This window comes from Sunxiuqinia sp. (assembly GCF_055140945.1).
This window is the reverse complement of record NZ_JBSQYS010000003.1, coordinates 156,370-182,607: the sequence shown is the minus strand read 5'-3', so window position 1 is coordinate 182,607 and position 26,238 is coordinate 156,370. Positions and strand designations below refer to the sequence as shown.

18 protein-coding genes are annotated in these 26,238 nt (G+C 40.5%); 3 read left to right on the top strand and 15 right to left on the bottom strand.

Annotated features, from left to right (window positions below):
• Positions 1-74: 74 nt before the first annotated feature.
• The 8 genes from ACTB00_RS02245 to ACTB00_RS02210 form a co-directional block, all read right to left on the bottom strand.
• A complete protein-coding gene (locus tag ACTB00_RS02245) occupies positions 75-1,226 on the bottom strand; it encodes an exo-alpha-sialidase (protein WP_463298326.1) in 1,152 nt (383 codons plus the stop codon).
• Positions 1,227-1,284: 58 nt separating this feature from the next.
• The gene (locus tag ACTB00_RS02240; RefSeq protein ID WP_463298325.1) at positions 1,285-2,688 is read right to left on the bottom strand and encodes a glycoside hydrolase family 140 protein; all 1,404 of its coding nucleotides are present in this window, start codon (positions 2,686-2,688) and stop codon (positions 1,285-1,287) included.
• A gap of 12 nt (positions 2,689-2,700) precedes the next feature.
• Positions 2,701-5,859, bottom strand: a complete 3,159-nt coding sequence (locus tag ACTB00_RS02235; RefSeq protein ID WP_463298324.1) for a DUF6298 domain-containing protein — start codon at positions 5,857-5,859, stop codon at positions 2,701-2,703.
• 79 nt (positions 5,860-5,938) lie between these two features.
• Entirely contained in the window at positions 5,939-7,510 is a 1,572-nt protein-coding gene (locus ACTB00_RS02230; RefSeq protein ID WP_463298323.1) for a sodium:solute symporter family protein, read from the bottom strand.
• Between the two features lie 10 nt (positions 7,511-7,520).
• Positions 7,521-8,684 (bottom strand): four-carbon acid sugar kinase family protein, encoded by a 1,164-nt coding sequence (locus tag ACTB00_RS02225; RefSeq protein ID WP_463298322.1) that lies wholly within the window; start codon positions 8,682-8,684, stop codon positions 7,521-7,523.
• 11 nt (positions 8,685-8,695) lie between these two features.
• Positions 8,696-9,733: a 4-hydroxythreonine-4-phosphate dehydrogenase PdxA gene (gene pdxA / locus ACTB00_RS02220; RefSeq protein ID WP_463298321.1), complete on the bottom strand. Its 1,038-nt coding sequence runs from the start codon at positions 9,731-9,733 to the stop codon at positions 8,696-8,698.
• Positions 9,726-10,649 carry a dihydrodipicolinate synthase family protein gene (locus ACTB00_RS02215; protein WP_463298320.1) on the bottom strand — a complete coding sequence of 308 codons (924 nt, stop codon included), beginning with the start codon at positions 10,647-10,649 and terminating at the stop codon, positions 9,726-9,728. Before ACTB00_RS02215 ends, pdxA begins: the two co-directional genes overlap by 8 nt.
• A 3-nt stretch (positions 10,650-10,652) precedes the next feature.
• Positions 10,653-11,798 (bottom strand): iron-containing alcohol dehydrogenase, encoded by a 1,146-nt coding sequence (locus ACTB00_RS02210; RefSeq protein ID WP_463298319.1) that lies wholly within the window; start codon positions 11,796-11,798, stop codon positions 10,653-10,655.
• Positions 11,799-12,533: 735 nt separating this feature from the next.
• Between ACTB00_RS02210 and ACTB00_RS02205 the strand changes: the two genes are divergently transcribed.
• From ACTB00_RS02205 to ACTB00_RS02195, 3 genes are all read left to right on the top strand, one after another.
• Positions 12,534-14,105: a glycoside hydrolase family 28 protein gene (locus tag ACTB00_RS02205; protein ID WP_463298318.1), complete on the top strand. Its 1,572-nt coding sequence runs from the start codon at positions 12,534-12,536 to the stop codon at positions 14,103-14,105.
• 21 nt (positions 14,106-14,126) lie between these two features.
• Entirely contained in the window at positions 14,127-15,308 is a 1,182-nt protein-coding gene (locus tag ACTB00_RS02200) for a glycoside hydrolase family 88/105 protein (protein WP_463298317.1), read from the top strand.
• A 162-nt stretch (positions 15,309-15,470) separates the two neighbouring features.
• Entirely contained in the window at positions 15,471-18,311 is a 2,841-nt protein-coding gene (locus ACTB00_RS02195) for a glycoside hydrolase family 95 protein (protein WP_463298316.1), read from the top strand.
• 69 nt (positions 18,312-18,380) lie between these two features.
• Here ACTB00_RS02195 and ACTB00_RS02190 read toward each other — a convergent pair whose 3' ends face one another.
• The 7 genes from ACTB00_RS02190 to ACTB00_RS02160 all read right to left on the bottom strand — a co-directional run bounded on the left by ACTB00_RS02190 (position 18,381) and on the right by ACTB00_RS02160 (position 25,950).
• Entirely contained in the window at positions 18,381-19,145 is a 765-nt protein-coding gene (locus ACTB00_RS02190) for a hypothetical protein (RefSeq protein ID WP_463298315.1), read from the bottom strand.
• 95 nt (positions 19,146-19,240) lie between these two features.
• Entirely contained in the window at positions 19,241-19,858 is a 618-nt protein-coding gene (locus tag ACTB00_RS02185; protein WP_463298314.1) for a hypothetical protein, read from the bottom strand.
• 138 nt (positions 19,859-19,996) lie between these two features.
• Complete coding sequence (locus ACTB00_RS02180) at positions 19,997-20,992, bottom strand: LacI family DNA-binding transcriptional regulator (RefSeq protein WP_463298313.1); 996 nt, start codon at positions 20,990-20,992, stop codon at positions 19,997-19,999.
• A gap of 192 nt (positions 20,993-21,184) precedes the next feature.
• A complete protein-coding gene (locus ACTB00_RS02175) occupies positions 21,185-23,920 on the bottom strand; it encodes a CotH kinase family protein (protein ID WP_463298312.1) in 2,736 nt (911 codons plus the stop codon).
• A 33-nt stretch (positions 23,921-23,953) separates the two neighbouring features.
• Positions 23,954-24,589 carry a DUF2490 domain-containing protein gene (locus tag ACTB00_RS02170; protein ID WP_463298311.1) on the bottom strand — a complete coding sequence of 212 codons (636 nt, stop codon included), beginning with the start codon at positions 24,587-24,589 and terminating at the stop codon, positions 23,954-23,956.
• Entirely contained in the window at positions 24,589-25,260 is a 672-nt protein-coding gene (locus tag ACTB00_RS02165) for a DUF4956 domain-containing protein (protein WP_463298310.1), read from the bottom strand. The genes ACTB00_RS02170 and ACTB00_RS02165 overlap by 1 nt, the downstream gene beginning before the upstream one ends.
• 12 nt (positions 25,261-25,272) lie before the next feature.
• A complete protein-coding gene (locus ACTB00_RS02160; RefSeq protein ID WP_463298309.1) occupies positions 25,273-25,950 on the bottom strand; it encodes a polyphosphate polymerase domain-containing protein in 678 nt (225 codons plus the stop codon).
• Positions 25,951-26,238: the final 288 nt, after the last annotated feature.

Below are 26,238 nucleotides of genomic sequence, written 5' to 3'. Positions count from 1 at the left end.
GATTATCAGATAAATATACAACTTTTTATCCAGAAAAACAACGTATGTGACTGATTATTAGTCTGTTAAATACCTTATTTTTTAGATGCGTTTGCCCTGTTACCTTCCTGAATACCGCGAACATATTGCGGACCATAAGATTTATAGTTACCACCATAGCGCATGGTTGTAATTTCACCATTCACCAAAAGTAAATTTTCATAATTGAGACCATTCTCACTCACGGAAATAGCTAAAGGCCAGCGAAAATCGGACGGGTTATAAACCGTTGCATAACGTCCGTCCGACGTTTTTTGTCCCCAAATCTTAGCATTGCTGTTGACAAACCCAGGGGCACGAGTAGGCGTTGTCCAGGTTTTCCCTTCATCTTCACTCACCGCGGTGAGGGCATGCTTCCACAAGCCAACCACATTCCCATTCGGCAAGTGATAGTACGAGAAAGCTTTATACTGCTTTTGTATGGGAATTAACGGATCATCCCGATCCGCTTCTTCGTTCCACTGTTGTTGAACAAGAGGATTGGATAGCATTTCTTCACAGGCTTTAACAAGCCCTTTATCCTTGCTCTTCGTATAAAACGGATAGTCCGTATTCTTTTTGCTCCACCCTTCATTATAACGAATGAAATAGATCGGGCCGAAGGAACCATCTTTATGAATTTCGCGTACAACTCTTCCAATTCCTTTTCCATCGTTCGGGCTGTCGTGCGCATCAATAGAAATAGCAATGTAGGCTATGGCAAATAAACGATCATCAGAAGAAACATAAAATCCCATTCGTTGATGATTCACCGACAGCAAATCTTTTGCCACTTGATCACTTCCCTCCTTTTGTGTTCCGTCTGGAATGGAATACGGAGGAAAAACAACCTCAGGCTTCGACCATTCGTAACCATCATTTGAAGTCACCAAAAAGGTTTGTCCCGGTGGAACGTGCTCACCAACCGGATCGCTTAAATATTCTAAAAAGAACATATTGTTCCAGTAGGCCAACATAGGCGCATGGTTGTAGGTCCATCCAAAATTATCGGCAGTTTCGGGAAGTTCGCGATTGGCGCGCATCACCTGAATGTTATGTACGCCCATTGCCGGGCTCAGTTGCCCATGATGATAGTCAGGATTGTTGAGCTCGGTTCCTGTAAAATGAGGGATTTCCTGAGCTGAAGCTACTCCCACTCCACTTAATAACAAGGCGGACACGAGTAATATTTTATTCAGTTTTATCATTTCAAATCAATTAAATTGAAGTTTTCCAATTCCAAAAATTCAGAAGCCAATATGAATGCTATACTTCGTCAAGAATCAACACCCAGTCGTTACCGTTCTCTTTTTCACCCGGGGCATCAAATTCCTGAACACCCTGGGTCTCAAACTCACCGACGGCTGTAGTTTCTCCATTTCGGGGATCAAACCAGCTTGCCTTTACTTTTTCAGCTTTAAACTGCTCCATATCAACAGGGATATTTCTTCCGGTATACGTGTAGATAAAGGCATAGTTTGAACCACGAGTAGCGATTAAGTAGTCATACCGCTCACCATTTTCACCGGCAATCAAACTTTGGTCGGGCACTCTATCCAAATAAGAACGCGATAGCACCAAATCTTTCAGGTGAACCATCTGTTTGGCTCCCGGAGCGTGAATTGCTTCGGTCCAATATTCTTTGGCTCCGTATGCCGGTTCGTTGTCAGTCGGCTTATAAAACTGCATCACAGCACTGTGTCCATAAGTATAGCCGAAGGCTCCGGAAAATACTGACCAGTATGCATAACGACGAACATCATCATCATTCCAAAATGGTTGCAGTGTATCGTGTAAGCCCTGAGGAATTCCTTCATAAGAAGGCTCGCCATCAATGGTTGGTTTAGCCGGAGTCATATCCCAATCGGTTTGCATGTAACGCCAATTGTCTTCACCATACGAGCGCTCCGTATCATCCTGCTCGTAATTTCGGTGTCCGGACTGGACCATGTTAAAATCCAACCAAGCTTCGTTAGCAAACCAATCAGATGACTGCATCCGTCCGCGTGGATGAAATGTAATCAGGTGATTCGGGTCAGTATCATTAATCGCATTCCCCAGGTTATTCCAGGTAGCCGTCGAATCATTCCCCATGGTGTCGCCACCATTCAGCCAAATTATATTTTTGCGGTCTTTGTAGCGATCGGCTATCCACTGGCCATAAACAGTGGCTTCTTCTCTTGATACATAACCACTTTTTACATTACCGCCCCATACCGGAACCAAGGCCATGTACAATCCTTTTTCGGCAGCCTGATCAATCACATAATCAATATGATCCCAATAATCGTATTGCAGCGAGTCGTCGAATGCATTTCCTTCGGTAACCACCGGTTTTGCAACATTGGCATTTACTAAGGCTGAATCGCCATAAATATTGACGGCTCCAACGCTGTGCAATACCATTACCTGAATAACATTGTATCCTTGCTCTTTGCGGGTTTCCAAATATTTCACCGCATCTTCCTGATTAAGCTTTGAAAATAGCAGCCAACCGGTATCGCCTAACCAAAAAAACGGATCGCCATTTTCTTCAACAAAATAATGTCCGTTTTCAGACACTTTTAAAAGCGGTAAACCCGTATCTTCTTTCTTTTCTTCCTTTGAGGTTGAAGTACAACCAACAGCAAAAAATACAGCTATCGTAATGATCAATAAATTTCGTAACATATTTTATAAGGTTTATTGTTGTTTTTTAATCCAAGTTATGAGTGATGATTTTTGAGGCAGTTTAATCGCTTGTTTTTCGCCTCCCTTTATTATAGTCTCTTTATTGAGTAAAGTCCCATCCGGAGGTTGAATAAACTTAACGACATATCGTCCTTTCCTTCCAGTCAGGTCAACCGAAAGTTCTGATTTGTTCTGCGAATAAATGATAAGTGCATTGTCACTTTCCAAGCTGCACTCTTCTTCAGGGTTGCCATCCGGCTTAACGGGCCGCATCGAAATGGCATCGGATAAAAACTCGGCTGGCAAATTTTCGGGGAGAACGACAAGCGAACCTCCGGCCATAAAAGCAGCCCAACCATATACATTGTATCGGCCTTCAGAAAAAACAACGGCCTTCTCAGGGTATTGAGACGTATACTCAAACACCGAACGATAAACAGAGCTGAAGGAGCGTTTACCGGGGTTTACCTGTCGTGCATGCTGGCGTGGTGCCAACTGCTGAGCGCTCAGTGGCGCATATAACGTTCCATCTTCGCGATAGCTCCAATAGCGAATGTCAATTACATCAATCAGGTCTGCATATTTCTTATTCGCCAAAATAGAATCCTGTACATCCTTGGTGGTACTCAATCCTATCAATTTATCTTTCCCGGTTTCCTTTTGCCAATTGCCAATCGTTTCTAACCAGAACTTGGTAAAATGAAGCGGGCCTGTATACTCGGCACTAATCAGCTGAAGGACGTTTGAATTATCAGCAAAATTGTTCAAGCACTGACGAATATAGGCCTGATGCAATTTTCGGCGTACCGGATGGCTTTCATCATAAAACTGTTTGGCCATATAAATGCGTTTATCTCCGGCATAAGGCACCGGCTCTGGAAAACCGGTGTTATTAATATTGTTGGCAGGTCGCCACGGACTGTCAGCCCAGTGAGCTCCGGCTTCTAAAATGTTATGCTGAAAATAGTTGTGATGCACCAACAGCTTGCCGTTTTTGTCAGCCAAGTCGGCAAAATCAGCTAGTCGATTCCAGTACCAATCATCATATTTGGTTAAGTCGTATTTACTCAATCCGTCCCAGGCGGTTCCTTGTCCGCTTCGGGCAAAAGGCTGCTGGTAAAATGGAGCCCATACCTCGGCATCCATCCTCCGAACTCGCTCATGATCGTCTCGACGACGATCGTACCACAAACCATAGTTGTGTTCGAGACCAGCCATGTTGTATTCATCCATCCAGTCAATCACCTCATTCAGGTTATCGGTATATCCGTGACCATTTCGGCCCGGGACATAACGAGTAACAGCAGGATTTGCCTTCTTCGTAGCATAAGGCCGAGCCACTCCCCTCCACCAAGGCACGGTAAAACGCATGCCGGTTAAAACCAAATCATCTTTAACCAATTTCCCGTTTTCAACAGTAATTGGATGAAGAACTTCCGTTGTAATTTTCTTCTTGTCTTTTAATTCACTTGCTTTTATGGCAGTTGCTGCCTCCTGTGGGATTGGATCGCGGTCGTCCGCTTGCATAATCCAATCTTCCAAACGTAGCGCCGGAGAGTAAGCTTGTTCCGTTAATTCCTGAGCTTGTTCGGCAGTAGGGCTACTTGTTGAGTTATCGTTGAAGGGCATTACCTGATCAGCAAACTCCTCGGTTTTCTTATCCAGTCGATCAGCTAGCTGTGCATAAAACAAACTTCGGGGTGTGACATGGTTATTTTCTTCAGCCCAATATCCATTGCCTGAAAATTGACTCCAGGCACCGTAACTCCAGTTCATAGCCGTGGGGGGCGCATAGTTTTCAATCAGCGCAGCAGAGCATTGCCAAAGCATGGAATTGGCAGCAGTCCAGCCAGCTCCCTGGCGGTTGAGCATTTGATTTTTAAAGGAAATGGCGTGTCCATCAACATTCACAATATCGAATAAAACACCGGATGCCCAACTGTCGATTGTCCCGCTATATTCGTAGGGTAAATGCGACTCACATTGCACAAAAACGTTTGGTCCGGCAGCACAAAAACCAAGGGCAAAATCATGATAACCATATTCGGCATACAAGCGTTGAAACAAGGTTTGTTGCCCCATCGTGAAAAAGGTATATCGCCGCTGACCGCCGATTTCAGAAACCGGATCCGTTGAAACACAATCCTGAACCGTTACTTTTTTAGCGGTTTCATAAACAGCAACTGCCGACCCGGCAAAATGCTTAAAAGTTAGTTGACGTGCCCATACATTTTCAGCATTCTCAATAGTTATAGCTGACCAACAATGGTTTTCATCTTTCAAATTCGTTTCATCAAAAACCGACTTTAAATTCAGACTTTCAATCCCAATGTTGTTGATTCGTCCTTTCCAACTATATTTTATGATTTCGCTAGCTCCCCAGATAGTATCCAGTGCAGTTGTTAGCGGAGCATCGATGAAAATGGTATCTCCTTCGATTGCGGTAATCGTGCGATCCCAATAGATATCTCGATTACCGGGCTTCCAGCCAATCCACCCCGTTTCTTCTCCACCAAATTCAACCATACTTAGTCTTTTAATCCACTTTTGAGTCGATAGACGATGAACAATAACGGGATCGCCAACTTTGTAAGCAGCAGTATTTTCAACCACAAACTTCATCGCATTTACAGGCACGTATGAATTAGAAATACGCGTTGTATCGGTAAAAAGCTGATCATTTTTCCCCAGAACCCGAATAAAGGTTTGCCGGTCTTTTCCCTCAGCTATTAATGTGGTTCCATTTTCGCCAAAACCACTTCCACGCAGCACAACACCTGAAGCGCTAATCACCAGTCGGCCATTGACTTTAAAAGTACCTTTCTGTAGCAAAACTGCTCCTCGAAAGCCATTCTCATTTAAAGGCAAAGAAGCGACATAATTCAATGCTTTTTGGATGGTGTGCGTTGCGTCTCCTTCAACCGGAGCAACAACAACTTTCGGCTCGACGAAAGGAATTTCTGATTCTGAGGCTTTATATCCAGCATAGCTAAAATCGGGAACCCGATTGCCGTCTTCGTCTTTTCCGTATAACAAACGACCATCTTTAGAAACCGATACAGGCTTTAAATCTGGCTCTTGAGCGAATCCATAAAACGGAATACTACTCAAGACCATTAATATTATCACACTTAATGAAATTGCCTTTTCTGATTTGATATACATCTTCATGTTGAGTTAGAATTTAAAATCAAAGGTGATCACCTAAATTCGTTGTGATCAGATTCAATACAAAACCAATGCCGCAAGCCTAAGCCGCATTTGTTCGTTTGTACTTCAACCACCCTTTGTATGTTAAGCGGTCATCAATTTCTTTCGACTTAAAGAAGAAACTTGCAATAAAAGCAACCACAAACAATACCACATGACTATAGACCCCAATCATGTATTTGTGTTGGGTGAAATTAAAAGCGCCCAAGTCAATTAACAAAGACTCTTTCCCACTTGCAGCTCCAATTGGCGTAGATGTTAACAAAGCGTAGGCCGTAAATAATACACTGGCTCCAATTCCAAAATAAAGCCCTTGCTTGTTGGGTATCTTTGAAAAAATTCCAAGTAGAAACATTCCGGCAATTCCTCCTGAGAATATCGCATACAAAGTGAAAATTATCCCCAACACTCCTTTGCCGCCCACATGAACGTAAAACAAGGCTACTCCAATCGCACCAAGACCTGCAAGAACAATAAAGATTTTACTCAACAATACCTGTTCTTTTTCAGAACTCTTTGGACGAAACCGAAGGTAGTAATCCTCTAAAACAATTGCAGATAAGCAATTTAAATCTGAGTCTAAGCTGGAAACTGCCGCTGCAATTAATGCCGATATAATTAAACCGACTACACCAACCGGTAACTTAGATACAATGAAAATTGGAAAGACCGCATCATTTTTAATTCCCTCCGGCAAAACATCTTGCGATATTTGATAATAAGAAAACAGAGCCGTTCCGATAAACATGAATAACGCCCAAACCGGCACACTGAGCAAAACACCGATTAATGATGCCTTGATCGCTTCCTTGTCTGACTTTGCAGTTAAATACCGTTGCACGATCGTTTGATCAGTTCCATATTTCTGAATGGCATAAAAAATACCGTTTAGTGCCATCACCCAAAATGTAAGGTTGACAAAATCCCAGTCAAACGGGCCAAAACCAATTCTTCCGTTTTCCATCGCTACCGACCAAATTTCAGACGGCCCTCCGTCGGTACTGAACAGCAAAATAATCAGCGTCACAATTCCTCCAAAAATTAGCATAAATCCCTGGATCACATCCAACCAGATAACTGCTTCAATTCCCCCAAGCATGGTCAATATAATCACTGCAATTCCGATTATCCAAATAATCGTAACTGTATCCATCCCAATCATCTTTCCTAATGCAAGTGAAATGATATAAAAAACAGTTCCCATTTTTGCAAAGTGTGTCAAGATAAACCCCAGGGAGCTGTAAAGCCGTGCAAAAAAGCCAAAGCGTCGTTCGAAATACTCGTAGGCACTCAAGCGTATTACATGCCGGAATAAAGGCACTATAAAGCCGATGGCGAAAACTAATACAATGGGCACCATTAATCCTTGCACCAGTCTGATCCAGTTTGAACCGTATCCTTCCCCCGGATAGGCTAAGAAGGTGATACTACTGATTAAAGTGGCGAGGATTGACATCCCAATGGCCCATGAAGGCAGTGTTCCTCCCCCCGTAAAATACTTGCCAGTGCTTTTTTGCTGTCTCGCAAAACGAACTCCAACTCCAACTGAAACAACAAGAGTTAGTACAATGATGATGTAGTCGATTAGGTGAATAGAAGTAGTAGGTTGCATTGATTAGTTGTTAGTTTTTTATAAAGTGAATTTTATTTTTTGGCCATTTATAACTTCCCGGCTTGGTAGTTACTTTTAGATTTGGATATTTAACAGGATTCATTTGGATAATTCCGGGCTCCAACTCCCCAAAAGGCAACAGCCTCTTAATTTCTAAATAATTGAACACCGCTGAGGCAGTTGCTCCGCCTTCGATAAAAAGATCGTTCAGCTCAACTGATTTGATAACTCCTGCGACAAATTCGCCAATCATTTTTGTGAGACGAACTGATAGTCCTTCCTCATCACAAAACTTGTGCTTTATGGATACGAAAACACTTTTATCTTTTTTCAACGCATCAACAACGTTTGCAATCCAGGTCTGCATACATTTGGAATCGTAATTGGCATTATTGAAAATTTCATCAGGCATATTAAAAACCGAGATATTATTATTTAGTGTAAGCCCATCCATATCCGGGGGTTTTGGGTAAGCACTTCCGAACACAAAAAGTGACCGTCTCCCAAACGTATAATCCCTACCTGTGTGGTTGGTTTCTTCAACGCCAAAAATACCACACAAGAGCGAATCAAAAAAGCCTGCTCCTCCTGCAACCACCATATTATTGTCAAGACGATGACTCCATTTCTTCATTTCAACATCATTCGTTATGTCGCCAATTATTAACCCGCTTTTCGGTAATTCGTCTGTTGGCCTTGCCGACTTCGCAACTAAATAACTGCTGCTCAACAAGTCAACAACTGATGATGAATTGATTGAATACTCCGGATCATTTCCGAACGAGGTTTCGGCCAAAGGAATATCTTCGATATAGTAAATTCCGTTTTTAATAATTCGTTTAAAATAAGGGTTTCCTGCAACAACAACCGCAAGATTCTTGCCAGATGCTTTCATTTGAGCATGTAGTTCTGCATTAACATTCCCCCGAAGTACTGAATCCAATTTCTTAAAAATGAAAGTCGGTTCAAGTATCAACAGCTTCTTTACAATTTTATCAATCTCTTTGGATGCTTCTTCCTCGTTTAATGATCTGGTGTTTGTAGCGATGATTAATAAATCAATATCGTCAACCTTCTCCACACTCGTTTCAATCATTACCCTCAATCCGTGCCTTAACCCAATTCCCCCAATCTCTGCGGCTCCTGTAAAATCATCTGCTATAACAGCTATCATCTTTATATTTATTAGTTCGACTGATGTAGTCTTGTGGCATATTGTATGGCTAATAAAAGTGCATCCGGACTGGCTACTCCTTTTCCGGCGATTTCAAACGCAGTTCCATGATCTACCGATGTACGGATGATCGGAAGTCCCAAAGTGATATTCACTCCTTTCACACTTTTCATGACCTTTTTTTCCTTATCCCAATTAAAGCCAACAACTTTAAAGGGAATGTGTCCCTGATCATGATACATAGCCACACAACCATCGAATTTACCTCCCGTAGCCAAAGCAAAAAGAGTATCCGGCGGGACAGGTCCTTCGGCATCAATTCCTTCGGCTTGAACTTCTTTCAAGGCTGGTTCAATCTCTTCCTTTTCTTCGTATCCAAATAATCCGTCGTCGCTCGAATGAGGATTTAATCCTGCTACTCCAATCTTCGGATTTTCAATTCCGAGCTTTTTCAGGCTGTCATTTAGCAAGTGAATCACCTCAACAACGCGGTCTTTTTTAACATTATCGCAGGCCTGACGCAACGAAACGTGGGTGCTTACATGAATCACCCGAAGGTCTTCTTCGGCCAGCAACATGGCGTATTTAGAAGTGTTTGTGTAGTGTGCGTAAATTTCGGTGTGTCCCGAAAAGTGGTGCCCTGCCGCGTGGATCGCTCCTTTGTGGATTGGTCCGGTAACCGTGCCATCAACCTTTTTGGCAAGTGCCAGGTCAATGGCCTGCTTAACAGTGCGAAAAGCCAGATCACCCGCCACGGCAGAAACAACTCCAAATTTTATTGCATCAGGATCTTCAACGTCCAAATTAAAAATATCGATCGTTCCATGCTGAAAGCGAGCTTGGTCAACATCGTCAACGCTATTAATCTGAAGTTCGAATTGTAGTAGGTTGATCGCCTTCGTCAAAATACTGGTATTTCCAACCAACAAAGGCTTGCAAATTTCATAGGTTTGCGGATTCGCAAAGGTTTTAACGGCAATCTCAGGACCTACCCCTGCGGGGTCGCCCATTGTAATTGCCAAAATGGGTAAATTATTTGAGTTACTCATTGAGCTGAATAATTTCTAATTTTTGTAATTCTTCTTTTATATTATTCTGAAATACTGCTTCATCGTGTAAACGATACATTGGTGGCAAAACCTTAGTTCCGCAAATTCCCATTACAGCCAGAATTGACTTTAACGCTGGAATAGATTGGCTTAGAATCCGGTCTTTTTGATAAAGCAATGATAAATCGTTTGTCTGCCGTTGCAGTTCGTCTGCTCGTTCAAACTTGCCCTCCAAATTCGACAGGTATAGATCTTGATAAAGTTCCGGCACAAAATTGCCGGTGCTTGGTACAATGCCATCGGATCCTTTTTTTAAAGCGCAAGCCGATTGAGCAGCCCAGCCTAAAAGGTGCACAAAATCAGGCCGATCTTTCCACAATTCGATAGAACGATCTAAACGATCCATATCTCGCTCCGAATCCTTGGTTCCAACAATATTTGAATGATGACTTAATTGATCCAGCACTTCAAGAGGAATTGATTGTTTAACTGTAGCCGGCATATTATAAATAATCAACGGGCAGGGCACCTGATCAGCCAAGTCGTTGAAATATTTTAGCATTTGCTCGTTGTTCATCGGGTAGTAGGCCGGAAGTGTTGCAACAACGACATGGACTCCCATTTCATAATATTTCCGAGCCATTGTTACCGACTCTTCAAAGCAGTTGGAGGAAATACCCGCATACACCGGGCAGTCTGCTCCGGCATATCTTACAGTCTCAGCAACCATTCGGTCTTTCTGCTCATCCGAAATAGACGGAGCCTCTCCGGTAGTTCCTAAAATAAATGGATACACGCCAGCATTCTTGAGTAGCCCAACAATGCGCTCAACCGATTCTCCGTCAATCGTATTATCTTCTTTAAATGGAGTAATCATTGGCACAATTACTCCATGGTATTCTTTTTCGGGTTTCATTCGTTAGTATGCTTTTTTGTAGATCGAAACAATGTCCTCTTTTGTTAATTTCTTTACGTTATTATTCAAAAGGCGTTGAACCAAAATAGCTGCATCTGCCATCTTTTCAATGTCTTCCTTTTTGATGTCGATTTCAGACAAACGACTTGGCAAACCGCAGGCAGCAATCAATTCTTTAATCTTTAATACTCCGGCCAAGGCCAGCTCCGAATCAGCTCCGGATTGAGTAACACCTAACGCTTTTGCGACTCCGGCCAAACGTTCGTTACCCTCAGGCATGTTGTACTCCATCACATAAGGCAACAGCAGGGCATTCGACAATCCGTGTGGAACTTCGTAAATACTTCCCAACGGATACGCCAACGCATGCACTGCAGCCGTATTAACCGGCCCCAGGCACATTCCGCCATATACACTTCCTAAAGCAACTGCCGTGCGAGCGTCTATATCGTTACCGTCTTTACAGGCTTTCTCTAAATTTTGACTGATTAACCGGATTCCTTCCAACGCCCACAAATCAACCATGGGATGAGCAAACCGATTAACGTATGCCTCTAAACAGTGTGTCAAAGCATCGATACCAGTTGCTGCAGTAACTGCTGCCGGAACTCCAACTGTTAAGGCTGGATCTATATATGCGCCATCGGGCACAAGGAACGGACTGATTACGCCCTTTTTGCCACCATCTTTTTCATCAAGAAATATCGCATTTGGAGAAACTTCGCTTCCAGTGCCACTGGTGGTTGGCAAACAGGCCAAATAAGTTCTTCGCTCCTTGAGCAAGCCTATTCCTATAACGTCTGATATATTTTGGTCATTTTTCAGCATTGCTGCTAAAAACTTTGCGACATCCAAAACACTTCCACCACCAATTCCGACCACGCTATCGGCTCCGAAGTTTCGAGCTTCTAATAGAACCTTTTCAAAATCACTAAACGAAGGTTCTCCTTCTATTCCGGTATTAATTTCAACCCGGATTCCTTCTTTTTCAAACGTCTTTAATAAACCGCCCAGCAAAGGTAATACCGGACTAATTGTCAACAGGTATAACGATTTATGTTTCATATTTAAATAGTCTTCCGTAAATTTTACAAGACTATCTTCGCCAAACACAATGCTTGACGGTTGTTGAAGTAAAATTCTATTCATTTTAATTTATGTTCGAAGATGAATAAGCACACCTACGATTAACGCCTCTACTCAATTGTTAACCTTTTTTTTAAAAAATCACAAGCAAGCAACGTCCACAGCGCCAAACCCCTGAAATAGCTACAGTTAAAAAAGTTTGCAATCACGCCATGTAAACGTTTACAGCGCAATTTATACCTTTTTTTAATTTTATGCAAATCCAACTATTGGCAAGCATAGCAAGCTCAACACATGTATCTCAAAAACTGGATGTTAACATCACATCTAAATTTCAACGATTAATTAGTGGTAACTAAATCAATCCTGAACAAATTGTCAGCTTTTACCTGTGAGTTCACCATCTGGATTCTTAACCTTTAAGAAATAGCATGTGAAGAATACTACTCAACGCGCTTTTATTTCCACTTCAATAAAATAAACATAGTCACACACAAAACACTGACTACACGTACATTAATCAAATTCCAGATATTGACTCAATTAAACTAAAAATAAGCTTCTGGGTATTATATTAACATCACTCCGCCAACAACAGCCAACCACGACTTCGTAACAATCAACACACACAGCATCAATAAATGTGTAATCGTTTTCATTGTTTTTATATTTTTTACATTTATATTTGTCTAATAAAATCAGTCTGAACGACAAAACGAAGTCTTATGAATCCTTCTATCTCCTTCTCAGGCTGCTAAAATCAGGCCAATTAATATTGATAAAACGAATCGACAAACTATGATCGCAAATCAAGCAAAGCACAAACTATTACTGACCTTATTTACCCTTGCCATAGGATTCTCAGCTATTGCTCAAAACAGCTTCAACATTCTTGATCATGGGGCGACCAATCAAGGGAAACAAAAAATAACTGATATCATTGAACACACAATTGAACTTGCCAGTAAAGCAGGTGGAGGAACAATCTATTTCCCGGCAGGCGAATATCTAACCGGTCCAATTGTGTTAAAAAGCAATATTACGATCCATTTAGATGCGGGTGCAATATTGAAATTTTCTGACGATTTCAATGATTATTTACCCATGGTACAATCTCGTTGGGAAGGTATCGATGTCGTTAATTTCTCACCTCTTTTTTACGCATTCGAAGCCGAAAATATTGCAATTACCGGACGAGGTAAAATCGATGGTCAAGGAAAAAAATGGTGGGACTATCACCACTGGCTTTATTCGCAACCCAAAGACTTCAAATCGGAGTGGCAGCAAGAGTTTGCCAAACAAAATAAAGAAATATTGTACCCCGATGAACCAGGAATGATCGAACGTGGTTTTCTTCGTCCTCCATTTATCCAGCCTATGTACTGTAAAAATGTGCTGATTGAAGGAATCACCATTACCAACTCCCCTTTTTGGACGGTAAATCCACAGTTTTGTGATAATGTAACCGTAACAAATGTAACCATCAACAATCCGGATTCTCCGAATACAGATGGCATCAATCCGGAATCATGCCGAAATGTTCATATATCTGACTGTCACATTTCAGTGGGTGATGACTGTATTACCATAAAATCGGGCAAAGATCGGGCAGGGAGAAAAATGAATACGCCCTGTGAAAATATTACCATTACGAACTGTACGATGCTCAATGGACATGGAGCAGTCGTCATTGGTAGTGAAATGTCAGGCGGAGTAAAAAAAGTAACAATTTCCAACTGTGTGTTCGAAGGTACAGACCGGGGCATCCGAATCAAATCGACTCGCGGACGTGGCGGAGTGGTTGAAGACATCAGGGTAAGCAATATCATCATGAAAGGAATTCGCAAAGAAGCGATTAAACTCAATATGTTTTACTCAAAAACGGCGGCTGAACCGGTGTCAGAAAGAACACCCTCATTCCGGAACATTCATTTTAGTAACATCACCGGTGAAGCCTACCAGGCTGGATTTTTACTAGGTCTTGAAGAGCTAAAAATTAAAGACATAACATTCAATGACATTCAACTAAAAGGAGAAAAAGGATTCTCAATTGAAGATGCGGAGAATATTGAATTTCATAATGTAAAAGTTGACACAAAGGATGGGCCATCGGTAATGGCAACAGATTCGAAAAATCTGATTATCGATAATGTAAAAACCGAAACTCCTAAAAATGGAATCCCTGTCATTAAATTGACTGACGTTCAGAATTCATTTATTTATAATTGCTTCCAGACATATCCGACTGATATTTTTCTTCAATTAGATGGAGAAAAGACAAAAGCTATATACTTAAAAAACAACGAGCTGGTTAACGTGAAGAATCAAGTTGTAAAATCAACAGACGTGAACCTAAATATAACTGAATAATCAAGCTAAAAGACAGAATAGATGAAACATTTAATTTTTATTGCCATCGTTGCTATTTTAAGCAGCTGTAGTTCAAAAACAAATAAGCAACAAACAGAAGTCACTCAAGAAAAATGGAGCCTAAAAATGGCTGATGCCATTATGCAGAGAAACGATAGTTTAGGCTATTACAATGGTCGTACCCGAATGGGCTGGTCGTATGACGTAGCCTTGCTTGGAATGGCCATCAACAAACTTGGAGATGTTGACCCTAAGTATTCTGACTACATGGAAGCCTACATTGACCAAATGGTAGAAGAAGATGGGACTGTTCCACGATACAGCATGGAAAAATACAACATTGACTTAATCAATCCGGCCAAAAACCTGATCATTCTTTACAAAAAGACTGGCGAAGAAAAATACAAGAAAGCATTGGGGCAATTTGTCACCCAAATGGAAAACCATCCAAAAACAGAGAGTGGTGGCTATTGGCATAAAAAGCGCTATCCGTCACAAATATGGTTGGACGGAGTTTACATGGGCATGCCCTTCTTAAGCATGTATGCTCGTGAATTTGATGCTCCTAAGTGGTATGATGTTGCCACGCACGAAATTAAGCTGGTCTATGAAAAAACACGCGACCCAATAACCGGATTGCTTTATCATGCCTGGGATGAAAGTAAAGAGCAAAAATGGGCTGATCCGGAAACGGGCCTTTCACCTCACTTTTGGAGTCGCGCCATGGGATGGTATGTTATGGCCATTGTTGATGTTTTGGACGACCTACCTGAAGATCATGCAGATCGGGCTGACCTGATCGAGATATTGAAAAATACAATCGATGCCCTGCTCCAGGTTCGAGATGAGGAAAGCGGCGTGTGGTATCAGGTACTCGACCAAGGAAATCGCGAAGGAAATTATTTGGAAGGCTCGGGAACTGCCATGTATATTTATGCAATGGCAAAAGGTGCCAACAAAGGTTATTTGGATAAAGAGTACTTCGATATTGCCAGCGAAGCTTTTGACGATATGGTTGACACTTTTATCATCGAGGATGAAGACGGACTGCCCAGCATGGTAAACATTTGCGGCAGTTGTGGGCTGGGCGGCAATCCCTATCGCGATGGAAGTTACGAGTATTACACCACCGAAACCATTGTTAAAAACGACTGCAAAGGAGTTGGTCCATTTATTTTAGCAGCAGTTGAATTAGATAAATAAGAAAATCTAACAATTCGGTTCGGGGATGCGCCCTCTTGATTGTTTATTTTATAGTATCCATTAAATGAGGCTTCAAAATCAAAGCTCATACACCAAATAAAAATAAGCTTTTAGCAATTCATCCGATTGTTAAAAGCTTATTCGTTTATTAACCCAAGAACCATGAAAAACGTAACATTCAATTATTCTCTTATTTTTATTCTCTGTGGAGCTTTTATTTTTCCGGCCTGTAGGCAACAAGAACAGGAAGAAACACTGGAGCTATGGTATAACAAGCCTGCGCAAATATGGGAGGAAGCTCTTCCTATTGGCAATGGACGTCTTGGTGCAATGGTTTATGGAATCCCTTCCGAAGAGCACATCCAGTTCAACGAGGAAACGCTTTGGGATTGCATGCCCAGAACCTACTACCGGGAAGATGCCAACAAGTATCTGGGTGAAATTCGCCAATTGCTATTCGACGGAAAACAAGACGAAGCGGAAAAACTCGCCAACAATGTTTTTATGGGAAAACGAGCTTATGAAGAAGATTTCCCTGAGAAAAAGAAACTTTGGGCGGATAGCCTGCTCAACCTCCCGAAAGTACAAACAGCTTTTCAAGCTACTTTTGATGATTCGGAATGGGAAACCATGCTGATTGACTACAAAAGTGTTTGGGAACGAAAGGGCTTGCCCGACATGAACGGCTCAGTACTTTTCAGAAAGACAATTGATGTTCCGGAAAATTGGAAAGGGAAAAAGCTATTCATTAATCTTGGAAAAATCAAGGATCAGGATTTCACCTATTTTAATGGTCAGCAGATTGGCTCAATGGATGAAAGTAATACCAACCGTACTTATACGATTCCGGGTAATCTGGTCAAAAAAGGCAAAAATGTTATTGCTGTTTTAATCAACAACTACGTCTCAACAGGTGGTTTTAATGCCGTCCGAACCGGCTCAAAAAAAATGCACCTGCTGCCAAAAGAGCTAAAGGGCGATACAATTTTTATTGAAGGCGATTGGAAATACTACGTAATTGATGAAGATCCTCCATTCTACCCACAATATCAGGCCGACTATCAACCATTTGGAGATATCAAAATCGCATTTGACGGACATGACCAGTTTACAAATTTTAGGCGGAATCTGGATCTTGAGAGTGCTCTTGCAAATGTTACTTATGAAGTAGAAGGAGTTACTTACAAACGTGAATTCCTCGCCAGTCATCCTGACGAATTGATCGCGGTTAAACTTTCGGCTGATCAGAAAGGCAAAATTTCATTTAAAGCTACTTTTGAAACCGAGCACCCGATTCACTCATTCTTCAAAGTAGACGACAACACCATTGGCTTCTCGTTAAAAGTAGAGGATGGCGAAATGAAAGGAACAGCCTTGTTAAGCATTTCGACAGAAAGCGGACAGGTAAGCACGACCGATAATGGAATTACGGTTAATAATGCCAACGAAGCTACGCTAAAACTAGTTGCTGCAACCAACTATAAAAGCTATAAAGACATCTCTGCCAATTCGAAAACTCGCTGTAACGACTATTTAGCGGGTGCAACATCAAAAACATACGAGACAATTAAAGAAGCACATTTAGCAGATTACAAACCTCTTTTCGATCGTTTTAGCGTTGAATTTGGCGGAAAGGAAAAACGACAACAGCCAACTGACGAACGCATTTTCAATATTAAAAACGAAGCTGACCAGGACTTGGCAGCCACCTATGTGCAGTATGCCCGCTATCTGATGCTTTCTTCGGGGCGCGACGGCACCAATCCTCCAAACCTACAAGGAATCTGGAATGATAAAATCTATCCAGCATGGGGCAGTAAATACACGACCAACATCAATTGCGAAATGAATTTCTGGCCGGTTGAACCATTAAACATTGCCGAATGCCACAACACCTTATTCAAGCTAATTGATGAAGTATCGGAGGAAGGAAGCAAAACGGCTAAAGCCCATTATGGAGCCAATGGCTGGGTGCACCACCACAATACAGACCAATGGCGGGGAACTGCTCCCATCAATAACTCGAACCATGGAATTTGGGTTACCGGTGGGGCCTGGCTTTGTCATCATTTGTGGGAGCACTATTTATACTCGCAAGACAAAGAATTTTTAAAAGACGAAGCTTATCCGCGAATTAAAGGATCCGCACAGTTTTTTGTCGATTTTTTAGTTGAAGACCCAAAAACTGGTTTTTTGATCAGTACCCCTTCAAACTCACCCGAAAATGGTGGGTTAGTTGCCGGACCAACCATGGATCATGAAATTATCCGCTCGCTGTTTAAAATTGTCATTGAAAGTTCAAAAATATTAGACATTGATCATGATTTTGCCAAGCTTGTAAAAGATAAGCTCGACCATATTGCCCCCTATCAGGTTGGACAATACGGACAGTTGCAGGAATGGATGGAAGATATTGATGACACAACCAATCATCATCGACATGTTTCTCATTTGTGGGGCGTTCACCCGGGAAGTGAATTTACCTGGGATGAAACACCTGAATTGATGAAAGCAGCACGCCAGTCGTTGATTTACCGGGGCGATGCCGGCACCGGTTGGAGTTTGGCTTGGAAAATAAACTTTTGGGCTCGCTTTTTAGATGGCGATCATGCAAACACAATGATTCAAATGCTACTCAGCTCAGCCATTGACCCCGAACGGGAATCATCAGGAGGCTCCTACCCCAACCTGTTTGATGCGCATCCTCCTTTTCAGATTGATGGCAACTTTGGAGGAGCTGCAGGAATTGCTGAAATGTTGATGCAAAGCCATCAGGGTTACATTCAGTTATTGCCTGCACTACCCAGCGATTGGTCTGAAGGAAAAATATCAGGGTTAAGAACCCGAAACGGTTTTGAACTGAGTTTCTCCTGGAAAGATGGACAACTTCAAACAGTTCAGGTGAAATCGACTGCCGGCAAACCATTGCGCTTAAAATATGGCGATAAAATGATTGAACAGGAAACGCAAAAAGGTGAAGTTTACGAATTTAACGAACTATAACATCCTACTATAATTGAGAGAGATGGCATTTTTTCAAAAGGTGCCATCTCTGTTTTTTTTAATAACCAATCAAAACCGAAGGAATACCCCGACATCTGCTTCTACCCAACTAAACTCACGAGTATCTCCCTTAACCTCCTGTTCTGCGGTATTCCCCAACCAATCAAGTTCTCGTTGGCGATAATCAATTTTCAGATCGCTAAAATGAAAATCAGTCCGAACCTGTAGTCCAAGTTTCGTTTTTCCAAAGGAGCAGCAATCAAGTTGCAACAGAGAATTTGCCCCCCACATAAAATCAAATCCCGGATCTGCCGAAAAATCTACTCTCACTTGCTTATTGTTGTCACGCAACTTATATTCAAAATGATCATCAAAACCAGGGCGACGGGTAAAACCTGCATTTATGGTTGTTCGCCACAACACAGGCCCAAAAGCTAAATTAAAAACCGGCCCCGCATAATACGAAACGTTATTTAAAGTCGTGTATTCATAGTCAGAAAAGTAGTAGATCAAATCAGGTTGCGTTATTCTAAAATACTGTTTCCCATTATCCACATCAGTATGAAAATTTTTAAATCCACCATGTACTCCCAACCATTTCAGTAGAAAATATTGTACCGAGAGCTTCAGATTAAGCGGCAGAAAATCATCTTGCATCGTAAGTGCCATATCTACTTTCCAATTTTGGTACAAATCGAAACGAGCTCCCCACTTCACGGTAATAGCTTCGGCATAATTTTCATCTCCAATATAATTTGCCCAATCAATGTGGTTCTTGTTCGATAAGCTATCGGCATTGTAATCTGCTATACCAATTGAAAACGATACTTCCATGTTTCGGATTGGCTTTTCCTGTGCATGCGAATTGGAACAAAAAAAGCAACCAAACAAAACAAATAACCAAGACCTGGGAATAATAAAAAGCATTCTCATTGCAAATAGATAAGATCAGTGGTAGTCGTTAAAATCATCCCATCGTTAAACACAACCTCAATCTCAAATTGAGTCGAATCGTTTTGGATTTCTTCGGTGCAAAATAAATGAAATCGAATTTGCTGATCGTAGCTCACTTCATATTTAGGCAGTTCTGAAACAAATTCATCAATTGTTTGATAATCATCAACCTTTGAGCCTCCCCAGGAATTCTCTTTAGCTCGAAATAAATCATTTACGATTGTATTTCCTTTTGCAGTCTCTGAAAGATCGTATTTGGTAAGAATATGGACATTCTTGATATACTGATTTGGTTTAAAAGCCGGATCGCAATCGCATTGAAAAGCAGACGCAGAAGAAAAGCCCCAGCTACTCCTTTTAATTAAACCTGCATAATAGTATTCTTCCGAAGATAAAATGAGCTCGAACGCCACTGCCGCTCTTTTCATCGTTGTTCCATCAAGGTTTGTGGGATACGATCCGGAATTATCCAAATTAGTGATTTGAATTTGATTGAAATCGAATTCAATCGTTCCGGAATTGCAACTACAACAACTGACTATAAGACGCGACAAAAAACAGACTGCAAAAATGATATAAACTTTTCGAATCATCGGCAATTGGTTTGAATATAACCAGCCGCTAACTTAGTAAAACAAATATTAATGTTCGATTACTTTTCTAAAAAAAAGCTAGTGTAACTTTAAGAAAAACAATATCGTTCCTCGTAAATCATGCCTTAACTTGCCAGATCAGCAAGAACTTCGAATCATTAATTGTGTATTCAAAATCATTTGGATGGAAGGACGTTGAGGATCTTTGATGCGTTGAATCAACAACTCAGCACATCGTCGCCCTATTTCATAGGCTGGCTGATAAACTGCTGTCAATGGTGGATTTAATGAAATTGACCAATACATGTCATCAAAACCAACAATCGCAATATCTTCAGGGATCTTCAATTTTCTTTTATGAATCGTTTCCAAGGCACCAAGAGTAATCAGGTTGTTTCCTGTAAATATAGCATCTGGAGGATTTTCGGAGCTTAATAACTCGTCGCAAAGACGTACCGCACTTTCGTGTTTCGAGTCTCCATGCTTAATCAATTTTGGATCAAATGAAAGTCCGTTTTCTTCTAACGCCTCACGATAACCTTTGTCGCGTAGTTGGCTCGAAGGCAAGTGCTCCAAACCAGATATAGCAGCAATACGCTTATATCCGGCCTTCGCCAAATAATCTACCGCTTTAAAAGCTCCCTCGCGATTATTCACCAACACCACATCAACATCAACTCCCTGAAGTCCGCGGTCGAAACAAACAATTGGCAATCCTTCTTTCACTAAACTAATGACCTTTGCATCTTTCTCATGAGCTGGTGCTGCAATCAATCCATCAATCGATTCTGATTGCAAAATATCAAGGTATAACTTTTCTTTCTTTTCATCCTGTTGAAAGTTGCACATGATCAGTGCATAATTATTTTCATAGGTAACATCTTCGATACCACGAAGCACATCAACATAAAAGGGGTTTTGGATATCCGGAATAAGTACTCCAATTAGGTTGCTGGATACACTCTTTGAACGGAGTCTTTTAGCAACACGACTGGGCTGATACCTAAGCTCTTTAATTGCGTTTAATACTCTTGCTCGAGTAACTTCATTTACATTCGATCCATTATTAATAACCCGGGATACAGTAGCAATTGAAACCCCAGCCTTTTTTGCAACATCGTTTAGGCTCCCCATATTGAAACAAGTGTCTTATTTAATTTTGCCAAAGATAACTTAAATCTTTGGACAATAACTTTTAACATCTCCCGAAAAGCTTCATAAGCATTCCGCAACTATTTAATTGGTTCTGAAGGCAAGTGTTAAACATGAAAACGTTTACAAAATAAATGTACATGTTTTTTTTTACTTTTAAAATTCTCGATAAAATTAGTTTCTAATAATTTTACCGACGTAGTTGTAATTATCGATTTGAATTTGATAAATAAACACTCCTTTAAGAGAATTAGTCGGTGTCCAAACAACCTCGTGTTTCCCTTGGGAGTCATATCCGGAATAAATTTGATCGACTAAACGTCCGTCAATGCTTAAAATACGAATAACGACAGGCGCGTCGTTGGGCATTGTATAGAAAATAGTAACAGTTTGTTTAAATGGATTTGGATAGCAGCCGGTCTCAACTTCAGCTGTTGGAATTTCAGGTATTCCAGTCACGCCATCAAAGTTAAATTTAGCTTCAGTAAGAGCGGACCATTCATCACCAAATTTTGCTCTTGCTTTAATTTTCAGATTGCCGGCAATCCTTAATACCCCCTGATACGAAATAGCATTATGGGAAACGTTACCGGTATATCCTTCTCTCGGATCAGAGCCATCTGAGGTATAATAGACATTCCCCGAACTTGCAAAAATCTCTAAATCAATGGGTTCGCTATATTCGTCAGTATAATGGGTAAACTCTGGGGCATCAATCGTAGGAAATAAACCTATCTTTTTAAATTGTTGCACCACAATATCCGATCGATATGGAAAATAGTCATTCATTAACCGCTGGTTTTCCACGTCCCAAAATTCATTTTTTGTATATAAAACACGATCGTTGTCCGATGGTTGAATATCTCTCCTGTAATCACCCCATCGCGCTGTTTCTGCAATTATAGCCAGATCAATCTCTTTAGTCAGCTTTTGATACCTATCTGCGCATGCCTCCGGTGACAAGGATCCTTCGTTAAAAAAGTGTTTCTGAATGTGATCGGCAAAAAGCATTCGGAAGTCTGGATTACCTTGTAGATTATGGTAAATCCAGCTCGGATTTTGTTCATTATTTTCATCGGTAATATTCTCATTTACATTGATCATTGAGGTTTCTGCATCCCAACTAAAAAAACGAAAGCCGGCTTCATTTGTAATCCTATTCCGGGCAGCAATCCAGTTATTATGATCCCAATCAATATTACCAATGTACATATTGAAAAGCATATAGTCGATTAGGTTATCAACATCTAAAAGTTTGTTATATGATGGATTGATCGTTCCATCAGGATTCTTGCCCTGAACCTTTTGGTAATTTTCATTGCTGGTTAATCCAGCAGTGGTTTGATTGTAGAGTTCTACCCATGCCTTAAAATTGCCATCAACCGTTCCGCCATGATCCTTAATCACATCATAATCATCTTCATTACCTCCCAGGTAGGATTCCATAAAATCATTGGTCAGCTTTTCAGAAACATTGTAAACACCCCAGTACAAACCGTTTAAATAGAGATGAACGAACCGTTCGTGTGCTGATGGTCGCGCCATAGCCAACTGTGTATTTTTTGCAAAAGAATCACGCATGTACTGAGCTGTTCTTCTTGCAGTTGCTACATTAGTCAGCCAAGAGTGATTATAGCCTGCGCGCAACACCAGACTATTAAATTCGTTCGCAGCTGTTTCCTCGTCGAATATCCTATAATTTAACTTCGACGGACCATATGTACTTCTGAACGATAATCGTAAAGAATGCTTGGGACTGTTGTCGGGTATTCGGCTGTTGCCTCCATGCATTCGTACGCCACAATTAACCTGAAATTCCTGATCACTATTGGGATCGAAGTACTCAACCGAAACCGGTCGTTCCCAGTCCAATCCCATTCCAAATGCTCCTGAATTACCGGTATAGATATAAATACCCCCATTCTCCCGATCTTTTTCGTGCGAAAATAAAAAGCCGCGATTTGTAACAATGCTTAACGTTGGAATCTCCTTCAACGCCTCATTCAAAAGATCTTTATATTCAGGCGAGTTGCAAATTTCCGGATCCATCTCATAGTCAGCCGGAGCATTTTCCGACTTAAACTTTAGAGGTCCCCATGAGCTAGGAAATCCTTCGGGATTTTTGGGTTGCGCAACAACTCCATCTGTGAAAATATAGGTATGGCTAATTATCTCACTATATACTCCATCGTTATTCATAGCCACTGCACTTAATGGAGTTGTTTTAGAGATATTCACTGGGCCTTGATATAATGTACCTGAATCGACCGTAGGACGAGTACCATCAGTGGAATAATAGATCTTTAATGAATTATCAGCAGTACTTAGCGAAACAGAGAATGAACTCTCATAAAAGCCACGGCCTTTACTAAAATGCGGAGACAAAACCTGATCGCTCAATACATTTTCGCTACCCGGTGTTGGACTTTTAAAAAAAATAAGCTGCTCCTGATAGAGACCATAAGACTCGTCGGCTCGTTGAGCAGGATAGGAATCACTGTAAGAATAAGAGATTGTAGTTCCGTCCGATTCTACTAACGCTAAAAATTCGCCTGAACCCGACAATTTAAAATTAGTATGCAGGGTTGAAGAAGGATCATTTCGCTTTTTTTCGGATGCAAACACCACTATATATTCATCTGCTCCAAGCACAACTTCTGGCAATTTCCATTTGGTCAGGTTATCAGTTTTATCAGTTAAGTACCAGCCTTTCAGATTAACCGATTCTTCTCCCGGGTTATATAATTCCATCCAATCTGAATAATCACCATCTTCATCGGCCAGAATATTGTCGTTGATAGCCATAAACTCAGAAATCACTACTTTTTTACTCTGCGCATTTCCAATTAGTTGAGTGATACTCAAGAACAATAGCAGTGCAAATTTCAGAAATAAGTTGTTCGAATTCATACTTTCAACTAAGTTTAGATTAAGATTTCCGAATTAGAGGTCCAGACTATATCCGAATCCGACAATATGCAATACCTCTTCCTTTTCCCAAAAATCCTGATAACGATAAAATAGGCTAACACTGTGCCTATTCGTAATTTCATAATTTAATCCCCCCGTATATCGAATCTTAGTAAAATCATCTTTCTTCAAATCCTGATAGGTTTCCACATGGGCATACGGTTCAAAATCAGACTTTTTTATATTGTATTTTACTTTTAAACGATACCTCAGATAGGGTTTTGCTTCGTCAACATCTTCTGATTTAAAATAACTGATATATCGAATACGCCACTGCAATTCAAAACGATCGATTTCTAATTCAGGCTTGACGTCAAAAATATAACGATGCCCGGTCTCATCATTCTTTTTCTTATTTTCCTGATAAAACCGATATGCTCCACCAACTTTCAAAAATTTGAACAGTTCATATTGGATACCAGCTTCAATAAAATATTCATCCCATTCAAGTTCAGGAGAAAGGCGATACTCTGGTACTAGCTCAAAATCCAATTTTGAGGTGATTTCCTTCTTAAACTCCAATTCAAACCACATGGCTGGCTTTTCCTGAGCAAAGGTTGCTGTAGACAATAACAAGAGAACAAATAGACTAATTTCCTTTTTCATCATTAACCGCGAATTTTATAATCATGATGTGCATCATAGAAAATATCGATGTAGCAGATGTCTCGCATAAAATCAATCTTTTTCACTTCGTAATGCTTTACATCAATTCCAGTGCGATCCTTTAAATCAGCTAACAGAATCTCCTTTTTGTCTGCCTGTAGATTTTCAATCTTCTCATAAATAACGAGTTGAGACAGTTCTTGTTTTAGATGAAGCACCTTTTCTAAGCCCCACAGTCCAGCAATAATTATCAGATTGGTGAGCACTAATTCGGCATGGCTAATTTTCTTATTAGCAAGAGCATTAATTACTGAAATGGCAATAATAACAAATAAGTATGTCATTTCTTTTATGGGGATCGGATCTGTCCGGTAACGAATAATTCCAAATATGGCAAAAAGCCCAAAGGCAAAGCCTAATTCCATTTTCACACTTTCGAGCAAAAAGCACAGTAAAAAGATGACGATGCTAATAGCAATAAAACTAAAAAAGAAATCCCGACGTTTACTATTTTTTGCATACAACCCGGCGACAATAACGATGATAACCGCCATATTTAAAAGAAGCCGCACAATCAGTTCTGTAAAATCTTCCACATTGATTAACTTAATGTCGAACAAGCGATATGCTTCAATAGATTGATCAACTTGCGCCAGTATATTGAGTAGAGTCATTTTCGTAATCCGTTAATTAAATTCATTTTGCAATCTCATAATGCGAGATTTAAACCGATTCTGCTTCAGTCCACCTTCCAAAAGTGCTCTTCCAATGCAATACTTACTAAAACGCTGTAACCTGACTCTATTTTTTTTGAGCACCTTTTTGATTTCCGAGGTCTGCGCTGATCTTTTTTGCTTTATTTCAACAATGACCAAATTTCGCAATAAAATCTCCCCCTTTTCATTTTTAAAAGAAGGATGGATATCAATTGTTACACGTTCAGTAAACCCTTTATTGACGAGCGTAATCCGACGAAACCAATTTTTTATCTTTGGTTCCAACCCGGCCGGATGGTATGGCATTTTCTGATTCAGAAATTTTTTTTCTTCATCCGTGAAATCAATTTTGTCTTTCTGAAATCCGATACGACTTTTAATGCATCGTCCTTTGTTCGTTTTAAATTTGACTTCCAGAAATTTATCATTTGAAAGTTCATATTTCCTAACCCGAACCTTATGACGATTTAACCATCCATTTTGATGTGCTAAATACATTTTATCATCCGGTGTATCCAGATAGGTCGTCTGGTAAGGATGCAGAAGCTCATTTTGAATTTCCAGAACAAAATAATCCGCATCAATATCATTCAAAATTGCAGGCAACATTGACTTGTTCAAGCAATACTTCGTGTCAATCCTATTCATCAACCGAACATTATTGATGTCAGAAAGTTTAACTATTTCAAATGACTTTAAAGCTTTTCTTATTTCATCCATTTCAAATTTCCAAAACTGCTAGCAAATATATATTTATTTGCAAGAAATGTAATCGTTGTATGTATGTTTCGTAATGAATAATTAATAGCAGTGTAATATGATTAGTTTAATATTGGTTAGCCTATTACACTATTCATCAGTTACAATTGTGAAAGTCACGCTACTTGAAATAGCTTTTTAACAAAAAACATTTTTCTAAAGAAAAAAGAACAATTA

What these genes read in the sequence shown, in the direction of transcription:
- ACTB00_RS02235 (WP_463298324.1), bottom strand. Translation starts at nt 5,859, where the DNA reads ATGAAGATGTATATCAAATCAGAAAAGGCAATTTCATTAAGTGTGATA.
- ACTB00_RS02185 (WP_463298314.1), bottom strand. Translation starts at nt 19,858, where the DNA reads ATGATTCGAAAAGTTTATATCATTTTTGCAGTCTGTTTTTTGTCGCGT.
- ACTB00_RS02165 (WP_463298310.1), bottom strand. Translation starts at nt 25,260, where the DNA reads ATGACTCTACTCAATATACTGGCGCAAGTTGATCAATCTATTGAAGCA.
- ACTB00_RS02240 (WP_463298325.1), bottom strand. Translation starts at nt 2,688, where the DNA reads ATGTTACGAAATTTATTGATCATTACGATAGCTGTATTTTTTGCTGTT.
- ACTB00_RS02230 (WP_463298323.1), bottom strand. Translation starts at nt 7,510, where the DNA reads ATGCAACCTACTACTTCTATTCACCTAATCGACTACATCATCATTGTA.
- ACTB00_RS02200 (WP_463298317.1), top strand. Translation starts at nt 14,127, where the DNA reads ATGAAACATTTAATTTTTATTGCCATCGTTGCTATTTTAAGCAGCTGT.
- ACTB00_RS02225 (WP_463298322.1), bottom strand. Translation starts at nt 8,684, where the DNA reads ATGATAGCTGTTATAGCAGATGATTTTACAGGAGCCGCAGAGATTGGG.
- pdxA (WP_463298321.1), bottom strand. Translation starts at nt 9,733, where the DNA reads ATGAGTAACTCAAATAATTTACCCATTTTGGCAATTACAATGGGCGAC.
- ACTB00_RS02205 (WP_463298318.1), top strand. Translation starts at nt 12,534, where the DNA reads ATGATCGCAAATCAAGCAAAGCACAAACTATTACTGACCTTATTTACC.
- ACTB00_RS02175 (WP_463298312.1), bottom strand. Translation starts at nt 23,920, where the DNA reads ATGAATTCGAACAACTTATTTCTGAAATTTGCACTGCTATTGTTCTTG.
- ACTB00_RS02215 (WP_463298320.1), bottom strand. Translation starts at nt 10,649, where the DNA reads ATGAAACCCGAAAAAGAATACCATGGAGTAATTGTGCCAATGATTACT.
- ACTB00_RS02190 (WP_463298315.1), bottom strand. Translation starts at nt 19,145, where the DNA reads ATGGAAGTATCGTTTTCAATTGGTATAGCAGATTACAATGCCGATAGC.
- ACTB00_RS02195 (WP_463298316.1), top strand. Translation starts at nt 15,471, where the DNA reads ATGAAAAACGTAACATTCAATTATTCTCTTATTTTTATTCTCTGTGGA.
- ACTB00_RS02245 (WP_463298326.1), bottom strand. Translation starts at nt 1,226, where the DNA reads ATGATAAAACTGAATAAAATATTACTCGTGTCCGCCTTGTTATTAAGT.
- ACTB00_RS02180 (WP_463298313.1), bottom strand. Translation starts at nt 20,992, where the DNA reads ATGGGGAGCCTAAACGATGTTGCAAAAAAGGCTGGGGTTTCAATTGCT.
- ACTB00_RS02160 (WP_463298309.1), bottom strand. Translation starts at nt 25,950, where the DNA reads ATGAATAGGATTGACACGAAGTATTGCTTGAACAAGTCAATGTTGCCT.
- ACTB00_RS02170 (WP_463298311.1), bottom strand. Translation starts at nt 24,589, where the DNA reads ATGATGAAAAAGGAAATTAGTCTATTTGTTCTCTTGTTATTGTCTACA.
- ACTB00_RS02210 (WP_463298319.1), bottom strand. Translation starts at nt 11,798, where the DNA reads ATGAATAGAATTTTACTTCAACAACCGTCAAGCATTGTGTTTGGCGAA.